The organism is uncultured Ruminococcus sp. (assembly GCF_937915125.1).
Taxonomy (GTDB): Bacteria; Bacillota; Clostridia; order Oscillospirales; family Ruminococcaceae; genus Ruminococcus_C.
The window spans coordinates 1-14,294 of record NZ_CALDMP010000076.1; the positions used below are offsets into that span (position 1 = coordinate 1).

10 protein-coding genes are annotated in these 14,294 nt (G+C 50.9%); all 10 read right to left on the bottom strand.

All coding sequences use genetic code 11. The features are described from left to right. Positions 1 to 557: 557 nt before the first annotated feature. On the bottom strand, positions 558 to 1,844 hold the full coding sequence (locus Q0418_RS07430) for an O-acetylhomoserine aminocarboxypropyltransferase/cysteine synthase family protein (protein WP_298483509.1): 1,287 nt from the start codon (positions 1,842 to 1,844) through the stop codon (positions 558 to 560). 530 nt (positions 1,845 to 2,374) lie between these two features. Beyond that, positions 2,375 to 3,136: a hypothetical protein gene (locus Q0418_RS07435; protein WP_298483510.1), complete on the bottom strand. Its 762-nt coding sequence runs from the start codon at positions 3,134 to 3,136 to the stop codon at positions 2,375 to 2,377. Between the two features lie 38 nt (positions 3,137 to 3,174). Continuing rightward, on the bottom strand, positions 3,175 to 3,669 hold the full coding sequence (locus tag Q0418_RS07440) for an S-ribosylhomocysteine lyase (RefSeq protein WP_298483511.1): 495 nt from the start codon (positions 3,667 to 3,669) through the stop codon (positions 3,175 to 3,177). 265 nt (positions 3,670 to 3,934) lie between these two features. Next, positions 3,935 to 6,403 carry a leucine-rich repeat protein gene (locus tag Q0418_RS07445; RefSeq protein ID WP_298483512.1) on the bottom strand — a complete coding sequence of 823 codons (2,469 nt, stop codon included), beginning with the start codon at positions 6,401 to 6,403 and terminating at the stop codon, positions 3,935 to 3,937. A gap of 126 nt (positions 6,404 to 6,529) precedes the next feature. Beyond that, positions 6,530 to 8,458 (bottom strand): ATP-dependent zinc metalloprotease FtsH, encoded by a 1,929-nt coding sequence (gene ftsH, locus Q0418_RS07450; RefSeq protein WP_298483513.1) that lies wholly within the window; start codon positions 8,456 to 8,458, stop codon positions 6,530 to 6,532. A 45-nt stretch (positions 8,459 to 8,503) separates the two neighbouring features. Then, positions 8,504 to 9,058 (bottom strand): hypoxanthine phosphoribosyltransferase, encoded by a 555-nt coding sequence (hpt, locus tag Q0418_RS07455; protein ID WP_298483514.1) that lies wholly within the window; start codon positions 9,056 to 9,058, stop codon positions 8,504 to 8,506. Beyond that, the gene (gene tilS / locus Q0418_RS07460) at positions 9,051 to 10,409 is read right to left on the bottom strand and encodes a tRNA lysidine(34) synthetase TilS (RefSeq protein ID WP_298483515.1); all 1,359 of its coding nucleotides are present in this window, start codon (positions 10,407 to 10,409) and stop codon (positions 9,051 to 9,053) included. Before tilS ends, hpt begins: the two co-directional genes overlap by 8 nt. Continuing rightward, on the bottom strand, positions 10,399 to 11,742 hold the full coding sequence (gene dnaB, locus Q0418_RS07465) for a replicative DNA helicase (RefSeq protein WP_298483516.1): 1,344 nt from the start codon (positions 11,740 to 11,742) through the stop codon (positions 10,399 to 10,401). The genes tilS and dnaB overlap by 11 nt, the downstream gene beginning before the upstream one ends. Before the next feature lie 94 nt (positions 11,743 to 11,836). Further along, positions 11,837 to 12,283 (bottom strand): 50S ribosomal protein L9, encoded by a 447-nt coding sequence (gene rplI / locus Q0418_RS07470; protein WP_298483517.1) that lies wholly within the window; start codon positions 12,281 to 12,283, stop codon positions 11,837 to 11,839. Positions 12,284 to 12,322: 39 nt separating this feature from the next. Then, a complete protein-coding gene (locus Q0418_RS07475; protein WP_298483518.1) occupies positions 12,323 to 14,290 on the bottom strand; it encodes a DHH family phosphoesterase in 1,968 nt (655 codons plus the stop codon). Between the last annotated feature and the right edge of the window lie 4 nt (positions 14,291 to 14,294).

Sequence of the window (14,294 nt, forward strand, 5' to 3'; positions counted from 1 at the left end):
TACTTTGTGTATTCACGAGCATTTTTGTGAAATATGACGGAAAAGATGCAAGCAGATGATGTGCAAAGCCGCCAGGCGTTCTTTGTGCGGTATTGCCTTAGCTCCTAAACAGAAAAAAGCACTCTTTTGCAATGGCAGAGAGTGCTTTTTTCGTATATGAATGCTGTTGCAAATCTTTTGGCTTGAAAACGTAAGGCGGGGGCTTGCTCCCGCTGTTCCCAAAGAATCTTAGAGAACCCCCATTGTAGGGGCGACCATTGGTCGCCCGCAAGTTTCGTTGAAAACGTCCCACCGAGACGTTTTCAACGGTTTACTTGACTAGATGGTTTCACAAGGCAGGGCGGTCTTGTTCGCCCCGTCTCGAAAAAGCTGTCGCTTTTTCTCACCACCCTCGACCTGCGCCGGAATACGGCGCAGGGTGATTTGCTGTCTGCGGACGGCGACCAGGGATGCTGTCCCTGGACTCTGCCAGGGCTACGCGCCCTGGACCTCGCCAGCTAGGCTCAGCTGGACCAGCAGCCTGGGCAGCCTTATTAAGGCAACACCGCAGTATAGTGTTACACTTTATCCAATGCTTGTTCCAGATCGGCAATAATATCCTCTACGTTTTCCAATCCCACAGAGATCCGGATCAGCCCGCCGTCAATACCGGCAGCCACCAATTGTTCCTCCGTAAGCTGACGATGCGTAGCAGAAGCCGGATGCAGCACACAAGTGCGGATATCCGCCACGTGTACCTCAATAGAAGCCAGCCGGAGCGCATCCATAAAGCGGACTGCCGCTTCCCTGCCGCCCTTGATGGAGATGGAAATCACGCCGCTGGTGCCTTCCGGGAGATATTTTTCCGCCAGAGCATGGCACGGATCATCCGGCAGACCCGGATAAGTCACAGATGCGATCTTGTCAGACGACTTCAGCATCTCGGCAACTGCCATGGCATTTGCACAATACTGCCGCATCCGCACAGGCAGTGTTTCCAATCCCAGATTCAGCAAAAATGCGGAATTTGCCGCCGGATAGCAGCCGAAATCACGCATAAGCTGCATTCTCGCCTTGATGATATACGCCATTTTGCCGAAATCTCTGGTATAGACAACGCCGTGATAGCTCTCGTCCGGTTCGGTGAAATCCGGGAACTTTCCGCTGGCTGCCCAATCGAATTTGCCGCTGTCAACAATAACGCCGCCGCCTTGTACAGCATGGCCATCCATGTACTTGGTAGTGGAGTGCACCACAATATCTGCGCCGAACTCAAAAGGACGGCAGAGCACCGGTGTCGCGAATGTATTGTCCACCACCAGCGGGATACCATTCCGGTGCGCCACCTTGGCAAATTTCTCAATATCAAACACCGTCAGCGCCGGATTGGCAATGGTCTCACCAAAAACCAGCTTGGTATTGGGCTGGATCGCCGCTTCAATTTCTTCCTCGCTGGCGTTAGGATCCACCCAGATGCACTCAATACCGAAGCGTTTCATGGTCACACTGAACAGATTCACAGTACCGCCGTAAATGGTACTTACGGAGACCAGACTGTCCCCGGCACTGCACAGATTCAGAACAGACAGCAGAGATGCCGCCTGACCGCTGGTAGTCAGCATTGCACCAACGCCACCTTCCATGGCGGTAATTTTCTGTTCCACTGCATCACAGGTGGGGTTTGCAAACCGGGAATACATGGGTTCTGTTGGCATATCAAACAGTGCTGCAACATGTTCCGTTGAATCAAAGCGATAGGTCGTGCTCTGTACAATGGGCATCACGCCGGGGCCGCCGTTTTCCGGGGTATATCCGGCATGGAGACATTTGGTTTCAATTTTTGCGTTTGGACTGCATGGATACATGGTCAATTCCTCCTGAGTTATTTTATAGGCAATACCGCACAAAGATTGTGCGTCAGATGCGCCGTCAGATTTTTCGTCAGATGAAACAAAAAGCGGAGTGAATACTTTGTGTATTCACGAGCATTTTTGTGAAATATGACGGAAAATATGCAAGCATATGACGTGCAAAGCCGCCAGGCGCTCTTTGTGCGGTGTTGCCTATACTAATCTCTGACCAAACCCATGAAAATCTTCACCGCCATCCACTCGCTGCTCGTCGTCAAACGCCCTTGCCAGGCGACAGCCTGCCTGCGGACGTTTTCCTTGATCAGCGAATGCCTGTCGGCGAATCTTTTCATGGAACTGATCAGAGATTAGTATTAATAATTCCATTATAACACAAAAGAAGCCTTTTTGGTAGAGAAAATTTTGAATTGCTTCCCATAGATTTTTTCTATAGAACTGCCTTTCTTCAATGGCTACAAGAACTTACCAGCAAAACAAAACCGCATGAGCTCCACCCGGAACCCATGCGGTTTTTCTGTCATTTCTCAAAAAATATTCTCTGTAAACACTAGCACTTGGTAATACACACCATTATCATCTGTCACCGAAAACGACCGCTGTGCTTTTTGCAGCAGGGGATCCATTCGATTCAGGAGCAGATCATACTCACCTTGATCCAACAACAGGAAATACTCTTCCTGATTCGGCTGATCCTCATACCAGCTTTTTGCTGTCTGATATTCCGCAGGGCTTACGCCGCCCTCGTCGATTTCCACATTACGCACCAGTATCTCTGAATCTGAGATCACGGTTATGGCATTGGCACGCCAGAACGTGGCATAACCATAGGTCAGCCCATGTTCCACCAGTATCTGCGTCAGTTGATATTGCGTATTTTCCTTATAATAGTCCTTTGGCAGCAACGCCACATTCCATACGCTAAGTGCACAGAAGCACACCACCGGGATACACAGAACGCCGGCAATGCGATTCATGGAATTGCCCTCGGAAATCGCCCAGTGCACAAATGCCATGGAGACAACGACAGAAGTGCAGACAATAGGGTTAAGCCGCCAGTTTGCCATAGACAAATAGCCACAGATATACCCTACCATAATGAGCGCCGTCATGATCCAGTGCACCCAGAAGATCTCGCGCAGCTTTTCACTGGAGCTGACAACTGCCAATAAAACCGCCGCCGCACCGCAGATCCAGCGATAATTCCAGTGCATTTCCCGGAGCATGAGACAGAAGCCCGTCAGAAACAGCAGGAAAAACAACAGCATACCCAGGGTATGGGTAGCCATAGATCTTGATTATCCAATATCCGTATCCCCTCTTTCTGTCAGACCGAAGCCGTACTGTTTAACACATTCTGAGGATATTGCAGCTGCGCCGGCGTCCAGTCTGCCATGACGGGCTGAAATTCCCGTGCGACTGCCTTTGCGCCATCCAGGTCATGGGCGAGATAATTGCCGCATTCCCAGCGTTTTCCCCCGGGGATCTCCCCGGAAAAGTCCAGGATGAACTGCAATGTCTCCTGCACCAGGCGAATGGCATCTGCGCCGGAGATGGTCTCCCGTGTCAGGAAATAGAACCCAGTGCGGCACCCCATGGGGCCCACATAGACGATGTCATCGGAAAGAGGCGTATTGCGCACATAGGTGGCAAAGAGATGTTCAAAGGTATGCAGGGCATTGTCCTCCAGATAATCGCACGCCGGATTGTTAGGCAGCTTCATGCGGATGTCATATGTTACCACATCCCCATCCACACGGGAGATATACATGCCCCGTTTCAGGTGGTCATGGTTGATGGTAAAGCTTGTGATCTGTTTCATAGGTATTTCCTCCGATTTTACATAGTAATCCATAATATTTATTATAGCAAACACCCATTGCGCTTGTCAAGTATGCATCAAAAACCCCTCCACCATTGCTGCGCAATGGTCCTCCTCCCCTTTCAAGGGAGGCAGATGAGGCTCCCCTGAAAGGGGAGCTGGCACGGCGCAGCCGTGACTGAGGGGTTCATTCTCCTATAAAATTTGATTTCCATACAAAAAACCGGACTGTTTCCACAATCCGGTTTCAGGGTATGATTTCGGGTTAATCAGTGCATGGCAGGGCATTCACCAGATGCACCAGAAATTTCAGCAGGACAATGGCGTCGTTGGTACCCAGTTCGCCGTTAGCGTCACAATCAGCGTTGGCAGCTGCCTGATCGGAAAGCTTGACAGCACCGGCAGCGGCTTTGTTCAGGAGTACGGCGTCGGTGATATCTACTCTGCCGTCCAGGTTGGTGTCGCCGTAAAGGTTTCCATTGATGGGCTGGGTGGTCGTACCCTGTGCTTCGATCGTCAGTGTCACAGAATCCATTTTCCCATCATAGGAAATCACAATTAAAGTGCTTCCTGTTCCAACAATGGTCACAACGCCATTTTCATCGACTATGGCAACATCTGTATTGCTTGAATACCAAACGGCATCCTCTGGCGGAACATTACAAGACATCTGGAAGCTGTTTCCTGGAACAAGCTCAGATTCAGACGGTACTTGCAGATGAACTCCCGTATCAGCAGTTGTGGTTTCAGTGGAAGTTGTAGTAGTTGTTGTGGTGGTTGTGGTCATTGTCGTAGTAGTTGTTGTGGTAGTAACCACAGGCGAAGCATTATAATGAATCGTTGCATTCAGCAAATAGTCATTACCTGAAGCAATGTAAATAGAATCCCACGCTTCCTCCGTTCCGCAATAATAAACATCTTTCAATGAATATGAATATGAAAATGCCCTTTTACCGATGCTCGTCACACTATCCGGAATGACAATGCTTTCCAACGCAGCGCACTCATAAAATGCGTTTTCTTCAATCGCATATACGCCGTCTGGAATTACAAATTCTGTCAGCGAATTACAACCCTGAAAAAAACCATAATCCGTTCTATATCTGCCGTCGTATTCATAAGCAGAAGGAAGACTTGTCAGTTGGCTTGGCAGCGTCACACTAGTCAGACTCCTGCACCCATAGAACATGCCGCCGCCCATATCTGTCACACTATCTGGAATGACAATACTTTCCAGATTCTTATAGTCCTGGAATGCCAGATCTGGAAGCGCTGTCAGACCATCCCAAAGAACTACATGCTTTCTGCTATATGGACAGTATACCAATGTTTTTTCAAATTTGTCGTAGAGCACGCCATCGTAGGTAAAATACGCCAGATTGCTGTCGCTAATCGTAATGGATTCCAACATAGGACAATCAGACAACAGCCCCAAATCTATACTGACGACAGCATCCCACAGTTCAATTGACATTTTTCCCAAAGGACAATATACCAGAGTTTTTCCGGTTTTCTGATACAGTGCACCGTCATAACTGTAATATGTTGTATTGTACTCATTCACCGTAATGCGTTCCAGGCTTTTACAGCCGGAAAAGGCATTCATTGAAATACTTGACACAAATGCTGGAATTTGAATTTCTGTCAAACTGGTACAGTTTGCAAACGTACCAGTATAAATTTCAGTCACGCCATATGGAATCACAAGACTTGTCAGCCCGGTACAACCAGAAAAGGCATTGGAAGAAATATCTGTAATGCCATCCGGCAGCACAATATCTGTCAATTTGGTACAGTCAGAAAATGCGCCTGTATCAATTGTTTTCGTATTCGCCAAAATATTAACTGTGTTTTTTCCTTGAGGACAATACAGCAGTGTACTGCCGGTGTTATCATACAACACACCATCATAACTGCGATAATTTGCATTGTTCTCATCTACCGCAATGTTTTCCAGTGAAACACAGCCAGCAAAAGCAGAAGCGGGAATACTTGTCACGCTATCCGATATTGTGACAGATTTCAGATTTCTACAAGATGCAAAGGCATCTTCCGCAATCACCTGTACCGGAATGCCATCGATTGTCCCAGGGATCTCCGCCACAGGTGCACTTTCATCGCAATCTGTAATTTTATAGTAAATGCTTCCTGCCGTTGTGTCTTTAACGATCTCATACGTCAGATCTTCCAGTCTCGGCGTATATACTGGAGTATCTTCCGAAATCACCAGATAAATCTCATTGTATGTACAGTAACCGGTAATATCTGGGGTGATTACCACAGATCCTGCACCAACAATTGTGACATAACCATCATCTGTTACTACGGCAACACTTTCATCGCTGGACTGAAAGCCATTGACGGTTGGCTCCCCATAAGGATAATATCCGATACTATAATCCAAATAAAATGAACTGCCAACATATAGGAGGCTTTTTGGCGGCTCTGAAAATTCAATTTCGGCTGGAGGTGGTGTGGTAACTGTCGTTATAGTGGTTGTTGTCATGGTGGTCGTTTCCTCTGCACCGTAAATCACAGGCACTTCTGTTACAATATATTGTGCTTCCGCTCTTGGCGTAATGGGTGCTTCCGATACGACAGGAACATCCACGGCTTCTGTCTGCTGTACTGGCTCAGATTCCGTATCATTTGCATAACAAACCACACTCGTCATTCCAGTGACAAGCACAGCAACAGCAGAAAGCACACCATAAACACGCTTCCAAATCTTCATCTTCCCATAAACTCCTTTTCCGTAAAAATATATTTGTTTATATTATACCAGATTATCCCTCTTTATTTGTAAATAAATCGTAAATAAAAGACCGCCATACCCACCAGGGCACAACGGTCTTTTCCATTATTCTACCGTTTTCTCCGGCTCCTCCGGCACATCTGCCGGCTGCGCCGTCTCCGGTGCAGTTTCCTCCGGTTTCGCCGGTGTATCCTCGAACATTGCCGGATCCATCTCGCCCCGCATGAGCACCTCGAAATCCTCACGCTCGATCTTCTCGTGGAGCATCAGATACTTCGCCAGCAGATGGAGCTGATCCATGTGCGCCTGCAAAATTTCCTTTGCCTTGTCATACGCCTTTTCAATGATGGAACGCACTTCGTCGTCGATCTCCGCCGCCACACGGTCGGAATAATCTCTGGACGAACCCAGATCCCGTCCCAGGAACACTTCGCTCTGGTCGTTACCATAGACCACAGGCCCCATTTTCTCGCTGAAGCCATAGCGTGTGACCATGCTCCGTGCCGTGGATGTGGCACGCTCCAGGTCGTTGGATGCGCCGGTGGAGATATCCTCCAGCACCAGCTGTTCCGCAACTCTGCCGCCCAGCAGGGTGATGATATTCTCCTCCATCTCCTTTTTGGAGACAAAGCTCTTGTCCTGTTCCGGCAGGGACATGGTATATCCCCCAGCCATACCACGGGGAATGATAGACACCTGGTGCACCTTATCCTGGTGGTCGCAGTAGTACGTGCAGACAGCGTGACCTGCCTCGTGGAACGCCGTGAGACGCTTTTCCTTTTCCGTCACCTTGTGGGACTTCTTCTCCGGGCCGGCAATGACCTTAATGGTTGCCTCCTGGATTTCATCCATAGTAATTGCCTTTTTGTTCTTCCGTGCCGCCAGCAGGCAGGCTTCGTTGACCAGATTCTCCAGATCTGCACCCGTAAAGCCCACAGTGGACTTTGCAATGGTAGTCAGATCCACGTCAGGGCCGACGCTCTTGGACTTTGTGTGTACTTTCAGAATGGCTTCACGCCCCTTGACATCGGGATAGCCTACCACGATCTGGCGGTCGAACCGTCCCGGACGCAACAGTGCCGGGTCGAGAATATCCCGGCGGTTGGTTGCCGCAATGACAATGACATTATCCTTTCCGGTGAAACCGTCCATCTCAACCAGCAGCTGGTTCAGAGTCTGTTCCCGTTCGTCATGTCCGCCGCCGATACCCGTACCACGGTGACGTCCCACAGCGTCGATCTCGTCTATGAAGATGATGGACGGTGCATTCTTCTTCGCCTGTTCGAACAGGTCACGCACACGGGATGCACCTACGCCCACGAACATTTCCACAAAATCCGAACCCGAAATGGAAAAGAACGGGCAGCCTGCTTCTCCGGCGACAGCTCGTGCCAGCAAGGTCTTACCGGTTCCGGGCGGTCCCATAAGCAATACGCCCTTGGGGATTCTTGCGCCCAACTCCGCATATTTCCGGGGATTTTTCAAAAAGTCCACGATCTCTTCCAGCTCGTGCTTTTCCTCATCCGCCCCGGCAACATCCGCAAAGGTTGCCTTCCGGGTGTTCATCTGATTCTTGATATTCGCCTTTCCGAATGTAGTGTACTTCCCGCCGCCGTTTGCCTGCCGCATCATAAATGCAAACAGGATAATCATCAGAATCACAAGAATCACTGTGGGGATGATCGTCAGCAGCCAGGAAGTATCCTTGATCTTATAGAAATCCTCTTTCAGCGGTACTTCGTTTCTGGCGTTATACTTCTCCCGGTAATACTGGGTATCCTCCAGGAAAATCTGGACATTCGGCACTTCATATGCAATTTTCTCGTCATTTTGCAGCACCATCTCCAACTCGCCGGACCCCAGATCCAGGGTATATTCCTTGACATCATAATCATCAAAATGCTGGATGATCTCAGAATATTCCGGTGTCTTGACGTTGCCCTTCAAATTCGGCAGCAAAAAGACCAGGGCTGCAATGAGCAGCAATACGATCACAAGATAAGTTCCGATGCCTCTGCCTCTCTTTGGTGTCAAATCACATTCACTCCATTCTGTTTCGGCGATCTCTGCGCCTTTTTCTCAATGCTTTTGTTGTTCGTCAGAATTTCTATAAATCCCGATGTACGGCAAATTGCGGTAAAGTCCTGCATGATCTAGTCCATATCCCACCACAAAAGCGTCGGGAATGGAAAAGCCCCGGTATGCCAGCGGTACTTCAAATAGCCGCCGTTCCGGTTTGTCCAGCAGCGTACACACCGCCAGGGAAGCTGGCTTCTGGGTTTCCATCGCCGGGAGCACTGCATGAAGCGTCGTGCCCGTGTCCAGGATATCCTCCACCAGCACCACATGTCGTCCCACCAGAGACTGGGACAGCGGTACTTCAAACTGTACCTGACCGGAAGTGACTGTTCCGTCTCCATAGCTGGACGCACGCATGAAGTCCAGTTCCAGAGGAATCGGCACTGCCCGAACCAGATCGGCAAAAAAGATGCTGGAGCCTTTCAGCAGGCACACAAACAGTGGCTTTTTGTCCGCATAATCTGCCGCCAGCTGTGCGCCCAGTTCCTGCACACGTGTCTGTATCTGCGCTTGCGTCAGCAGCACTTGTACAATGTTTGCTTCCAGCTCAGACATTTTTTTGCTCCTTTCTGATTTCTATGACCAGGAACCGCCGTGTGTTCTCATGGGGAACCACACGGTCAGCCGCACCGATATATTCCGCAAATACGATTCCATCGTCATCTGCCAGAATATGCAGGGTCTTCCGGCGTCCTTGAGGCACCTGTGCCTGAATGACTTTTTTCAGGGACGAGGTGAAATCTCTGCCAGGCAGACAAATCCGTTCGCCGGGCTGCCGCAGACGCAGGAAGATGTTACCCTTTATTTTATCATAATCCAGGCAACTATTTGCAAATTTTTCGTGAACATTTTCTTCTTTCCCATGATTTTCTGCTTCCATCAGGGATGCATACAGGATAAAGCCCGGAAAAATCTGATTTTCTCCCAATTTCAGCGGTACTTTTTCTCCCAGGGGTTCCGGCGGCGCTGTTTCTATCCAAAGGGTGCCCGGTTTTGCCGCCGCATAAACACGCCGGGACAAGTTCCACCTGCCCCCATACACCGCCAATGCCATGAGACGCTCCAGCAGAGCCGCATCATAGGAAAGCCCGTGTTCCTCCAGCAGCATTGCCAGACAGCGCATTTGCAGCGCTGGATGCATCTGCTCCAGATGTTCCAACGTGTCTGCACTGGTATGGCATTGTGCATATGCCGCCTTTGCCTGCTGTGTCATGTAGTCATCCTCCCGGCACAGACCGGCAATGGTATGGGCTGCGGTGCGTTCCACAGAAGGGTTGAGTTGTTTCAGCTCCGGCACAATCCTGTGACGAATCCGGTTGCGTGTGTACAGATCTGTCAGATTGGTACTGTCTGTCACATATGCCTGCCCCAGCTCTGCCAGATATGCCTCCACTTGTTCCCTGGTCACTGTCAAAAGCGGTCGAAGTATTCTGCCGTTTTTGGGCGGAATGGCTGTCAGTCCATGGAGACTGCTGCCTCGGATCAGGCGGTGCAGCAGGGTCTCCAGATTATCCGAAGCTGTGTGCGCCGTGGCGATCCAGTCCGCCTGCACCTGTGCAAATACCGCATAGCGGCACTGCCGGGCGGCAAGCTCTGTGGAAAGGTGTTCCTGCCGGGCACGTGTTTCCACATCCACAGTGTATTCCTCCAGAGACACCCCCAGCGATGCACAGAGTTGTTCGCAAAACTGCCGATCCCGGTCGCTTTCTGTTCCGCGGAGCTGGTGATCCACATGCACTGCCGTCACGGAAATCCCCAACTCCTCCTGCAATTCCAGCAAACACCGAAGCAGACAGACGCTGTCCGCACCGCCGGAAAGAGCACAACAGACCGTATCTCCTGGCTGTACGCAATCCAGTCCCCGGAATTGCGCCAGCACCTGCCGGGGCAGGGACTCAGCCTTCATTGCGCATCTCCGCATTGGAGAAGCGAGTAAACTGACCATCCCATACCAGTTGAATGGTGCCTGTCTCGCCATGACGATTCTTTGCCACAATGCACTCGGACACATTGGGGGTAGGGCTTTCCTTATTATAATAGGCGTCACGATAGAGGAACATGACAATATCCGCATCCTGTTCGATAGAACCGGATTCACGCAGGTCGGACAGCATAGGCCGCTTGTCGGTACGGCTCTCAGGACCACGGGACAGCTGCGACAGTACGATGACCGGAATATCCAGTTCTTTCGCCATGATTTTCAGCTGACGGGTAATTTCCGAGATGACAAGCACACGGTTATCCGTTTTTAGGGTAGAGCCCATAAGCTGGAGATAGTCAATGACAACCAAACCGAGATTTTTCATCCGGCGAAGCTTTGCCTTGATCTGCTGTACTGTCACGCTTGCCGTGTCGTCAATGAACATAGGCAGACCGCTGAGCACGCCGGCGCTTGTGGCAAGCCGCACCCAGTCCTCGTTGGTGAGAAAGCCGTTTCGCAGCTTGTTGGAATCCACCAATGCTTCCGTAGAGAGCATACGGGTTGCAAGCTGTTCCTTGGACATTTCCAAAGAGAACACTGCCACTTCCTTATCCCCCCGGCGTGCCACATTGGTGGCAATATTCAGGGCGAAAGAGGTTTTACCCATACCCGGACGGGCTGCGATCAGGATGAGGTCGGATTTGTTCAGACCGGAAGTCACTGTGTCCAGATATTTGAATCCGGTCTTTGCACCCAGATATTTTTCCTTATCGGGGCCGGAGATCTTGCCGATGCGGTCGTAGGCTTCGCAGATGGCATCGCCGATTTTCACCAGTCCCTGGACATCCCTGCCCTGACGAATGTCAAAAATACGCTGTTCCGCAGCATCCATCAGAGTCTGGGCATTCTGTTCCCCGGACTGGATCTCCTGCAAAATGCCCCTTGCTGCAAAGGCAAGGCATCGGATGTAATATTTCTCTGCCACAATGTGGCAATAGCTTTCAATATTAGATGTAGACGGCACAATATTGATGAGCGCCGCCAGATAGGTTCTGCCCTCTGCTGCCGTCTCAAACACGCCCTGTTCCACAGCGGCGTTGAGTACGGTAATGACATCGGCTTTTTCCCCGGATGTGAACATCTGCATAATGATCTGGAACAGCGTCCGGTGCTGTTCATTGAAAAAGCTTTCCGGGCGGATGGTTTCCAGCACCACCGGCAGCACGGCGGAATCAATCAGAATTGCGCCGAGAATGGTCTGTTCTGCCTCCAGACTATAGGGCAGCTCGGCATTTTCGTTAGGCGTATATTCTGCCATAACATAACCTCCTTTTCTATCGCCGCAGGCGGCGAAGAATAACGAATGCGGGACGCAACCACGACCCGCATTCCACCCATTTCAAAGAGATTTCTTATCCCTCGACAACTTCCACTGTCACCTTTGCCGTAATGCCGGCATACAGGCGAATCTCCGCCTCATAGGTGCCGAAATTCTTGATATCCGACTTCAGGCTGATCTTCTTCTTGTCGATCTTGCACTGATACTGAGCTTCGATGCACTCAGCGATCTGTGCCGCAGTCACTGCGCCAAACAGTCTGCCGCCGTTTCCTGCTTTTGCCACAGCCTTTACAGTCTTGCCGTTCAGCTTATCTGCTGTCTCCTGGGCATTCTGCTTTTCCACATCAATTTTGTGCGCCGCAGAGGACTGCTTTCCCGCCAGTTCCGACAGATTCTTCGCCGTTGCTTCTACAGCAAGTCCCTTTTTCAGCAGCATGTTCCGTGCATAGCCGTCAGAAACATTCTTGACCTCGCCCTTTTTGCCGGAGCCTTTCACGTCCTGTGTAAAAATAACCTTCATTGCAATCATCCTTTCTATAGAAACACGAAATTCTCATGCCTAATCCTTCTTCATTTCCTGAGCTTCCAGAATCATCAGCAGCTGTTCCTTTGCCTCCTGAATGGTACAGTTCGGCAGCTGTGCCGCCGCCATGGTCTGGTGACCGCCGCCGCCCAGCTGTTCCATGATCACCTGGACATTGACATTGCCCATAGACCGTGCGGAAATGCTCACGCCGTGTTCCTCCAGATACAGCACAAAGGATGCCTCCACCCCCTGAATGCTCAGCAGTTCGTCTGCCGCCTGCGACGCTATGACACGCGTGTCCTGCCCCTGCATTTTCACCACGGAAATGGCATTGTTGCGGTACAACTCCGCATGGGAGACGATCTGCGACCGCATGGAGTAGGTGGAAATGGTATTGGAAAACAGGGTTTTCACCTGAATGGTATCCGCACCGATCTTCCGCAGATATGCCGCCGCTTCAAAGGTACGCACACCGGTGCGCATGACAAAATTTTTCGTATCCAGCATAATACCAGCCAGAAGCGCATCGGCATATGCCGCCGAAATTTCTGTATCCAACCGGAAATACTGTATGATCTCCGTCACCATCTCCGACGCCGACGAAGCATAGGGCTCGTGGTGGAAAATCACCGCATTTTCGATGAAATTGACGTTTTTCCGGTGATGGTCGATGACCACCACATACCGTGCCGCATGGTACAAGTCCAGACTTTCCAGAATGTCCTTGTTGTGGGTATCCACCACAATGAGCAGACTGTTTTCTGACACCTGCGCCAGGGCATCCATGGGTTCGATGAAACAGGGGCTGTCGCTGCACTGCTTCATCCGCTGAATCAGCTGGGTGGCAAGACAGCTCTGCTGGTGTACTACCACATACGCCGGCTTCTGCATAAGCCGCACTGCCCCGGCAAGTCCACACGCCGAACCAATGGAGTCCAGATCGCCGAAACGGTGTCCCATGAGAAACACCTGATCGGAATTCTCTATGAGTTCCTGAAGCGCCAGGGCAATAGAACGAATCTTAGTCTTGGACTTCTTCTCCACGCCCTTGGATGCACCGCCGAAGAAACAGAAGCCGTTTTCCGTCTTGACTGCCGCCTGGTCGCCGCCACGCCCCAGTGCCATATCCAGAGACTGCCGGGCAAATTTTTCACTCTCCGCCAGAGAAGCAGCCCCATCACCTACACCAATGGAAAAGGTAATATGCATCCGGTCGTTGACCCGGATCTGCCGTGCCTCATCCAGCACATGAAAGCGGTTGTTCATGATCTCATGCAAATGCCGGGACTCCATGACCGCATAGAACAGATCGTTCTCCACCTTGCGGATGATACCGTCTGTGCCCTGCATGAAGTTTTCCAGTACACGCTCCACCTCAGCAGAGACCTGCGCCTTTTCGCTCTCCCTGGCATATTGCAGCAAATCGTCATAGCTGTCGATGACCAGCAGCATGACACAGGGTCTGGAATTGGTATTTTCATTTTGCAGCCGCAGAATATCGGTAATTTCCAGAAACTGCACCGCAATGAATTCCTGCTGATTCTGCACACTGGGAACGGCGTGCACCCGATAACTCAGACCGTTGTGCTCCATGAGCAGATCCCGGTTCTGACCCAGTGCCGCCAGATTCAGGTGGATCACCTCCTGCACCGACCGTCCCAGAACAGAACGATTGGGCGCAAAGCGGCTGCGGAACATATCATTGCACCAGACAATTTCCCCGCTGTGGGATGTCAGCGCCACCGGCACGCCCAGACTCTGGAGCGCTGCCATGCCGGCGCCTTCGATCTTTCCACGGACAGCCATGGTATGCTGTCGTTCTGCACGGCGCAGCCAGAACCACTCCGCACAGAGCAAAATACCGAGCAGCAGGATCACCAGAAACTGAATCGCCAGCCACCGCTGGGGTATCTTTCCCAGCACCGCAAAAAGAAGCGGCACCAGAACGCTGATGAACCACAGAATCCCTGTGGCGATGAGCACCCCATATTTTCGTTTCATGCTG

Excerpts from the sequence above, each read along its gene's own strand:
- Q0418_RS07430 (WP_298483509.1), bottom strand. The coding sequence starts at position 1,844 with ATGTATCCATGCAGTCCAAACGCAAAAATTGAAACCAAATGTCTCCAT.
- Q0418_RS07435 (WP_298483510.1), bottom strand. The coding sequence starts at position 3,136 with ATGGCTACCCATACCCTGGGTATGCTGTTGTTTTTCCTGCTGTTTCTG.
- Q0418_RS07440 (WP_298483511.1), bottom strand. The coding sequence starts at position 3,669 with ATGAAACAGATCACAAGCTTTACCATCAACCATGACCACCTGAAACGG.
- Q0418_RS07445 (WP_298483512.1), bottom strand. The coding sequence starts at position 6,403 with ATGAAGATTTGGAAGCGTGTTTATGGTGTGCTTTCTGCTGTTGCTGTG.
- hpt (WP_298483514.1), bottom strand. The coding sequence starts at position 9,058 with ATGTCTGAGCTGGAAGCAAACATTGTACAAGTGCTGCTGACGCAAGCG.
- tilS (WP_298483515.1), bottom strand. The coding sequence starts at position 10,409 with ATGAAGGCTGAGTCCCTGCCCCGGCAGGTGCTGGCGCAATTCCGGGGA.
- dnaB (WP_298483516.1), bottom strand. The coding sequence starts at position 11,742 with ATGGCAGAATATACGCCTAACGAAAATGCCGAGCTGCCCTATAGTCTG.
- rplI (WP_298483517.1), bottom strand. The coding sequence starts at position 12,283 with ATGAAGGTTATTTTTACACAGGACGTGAAAGGCTCCGGCAAAAAGGGC.
- Q0418_RS07475 (WP_298483518.1), bottom strand. The coding sequence starts at position 14,290 with ATGAAACGAAAATATGGGGTGCTCATCGCCACAGGGATTCTGTGGTTC.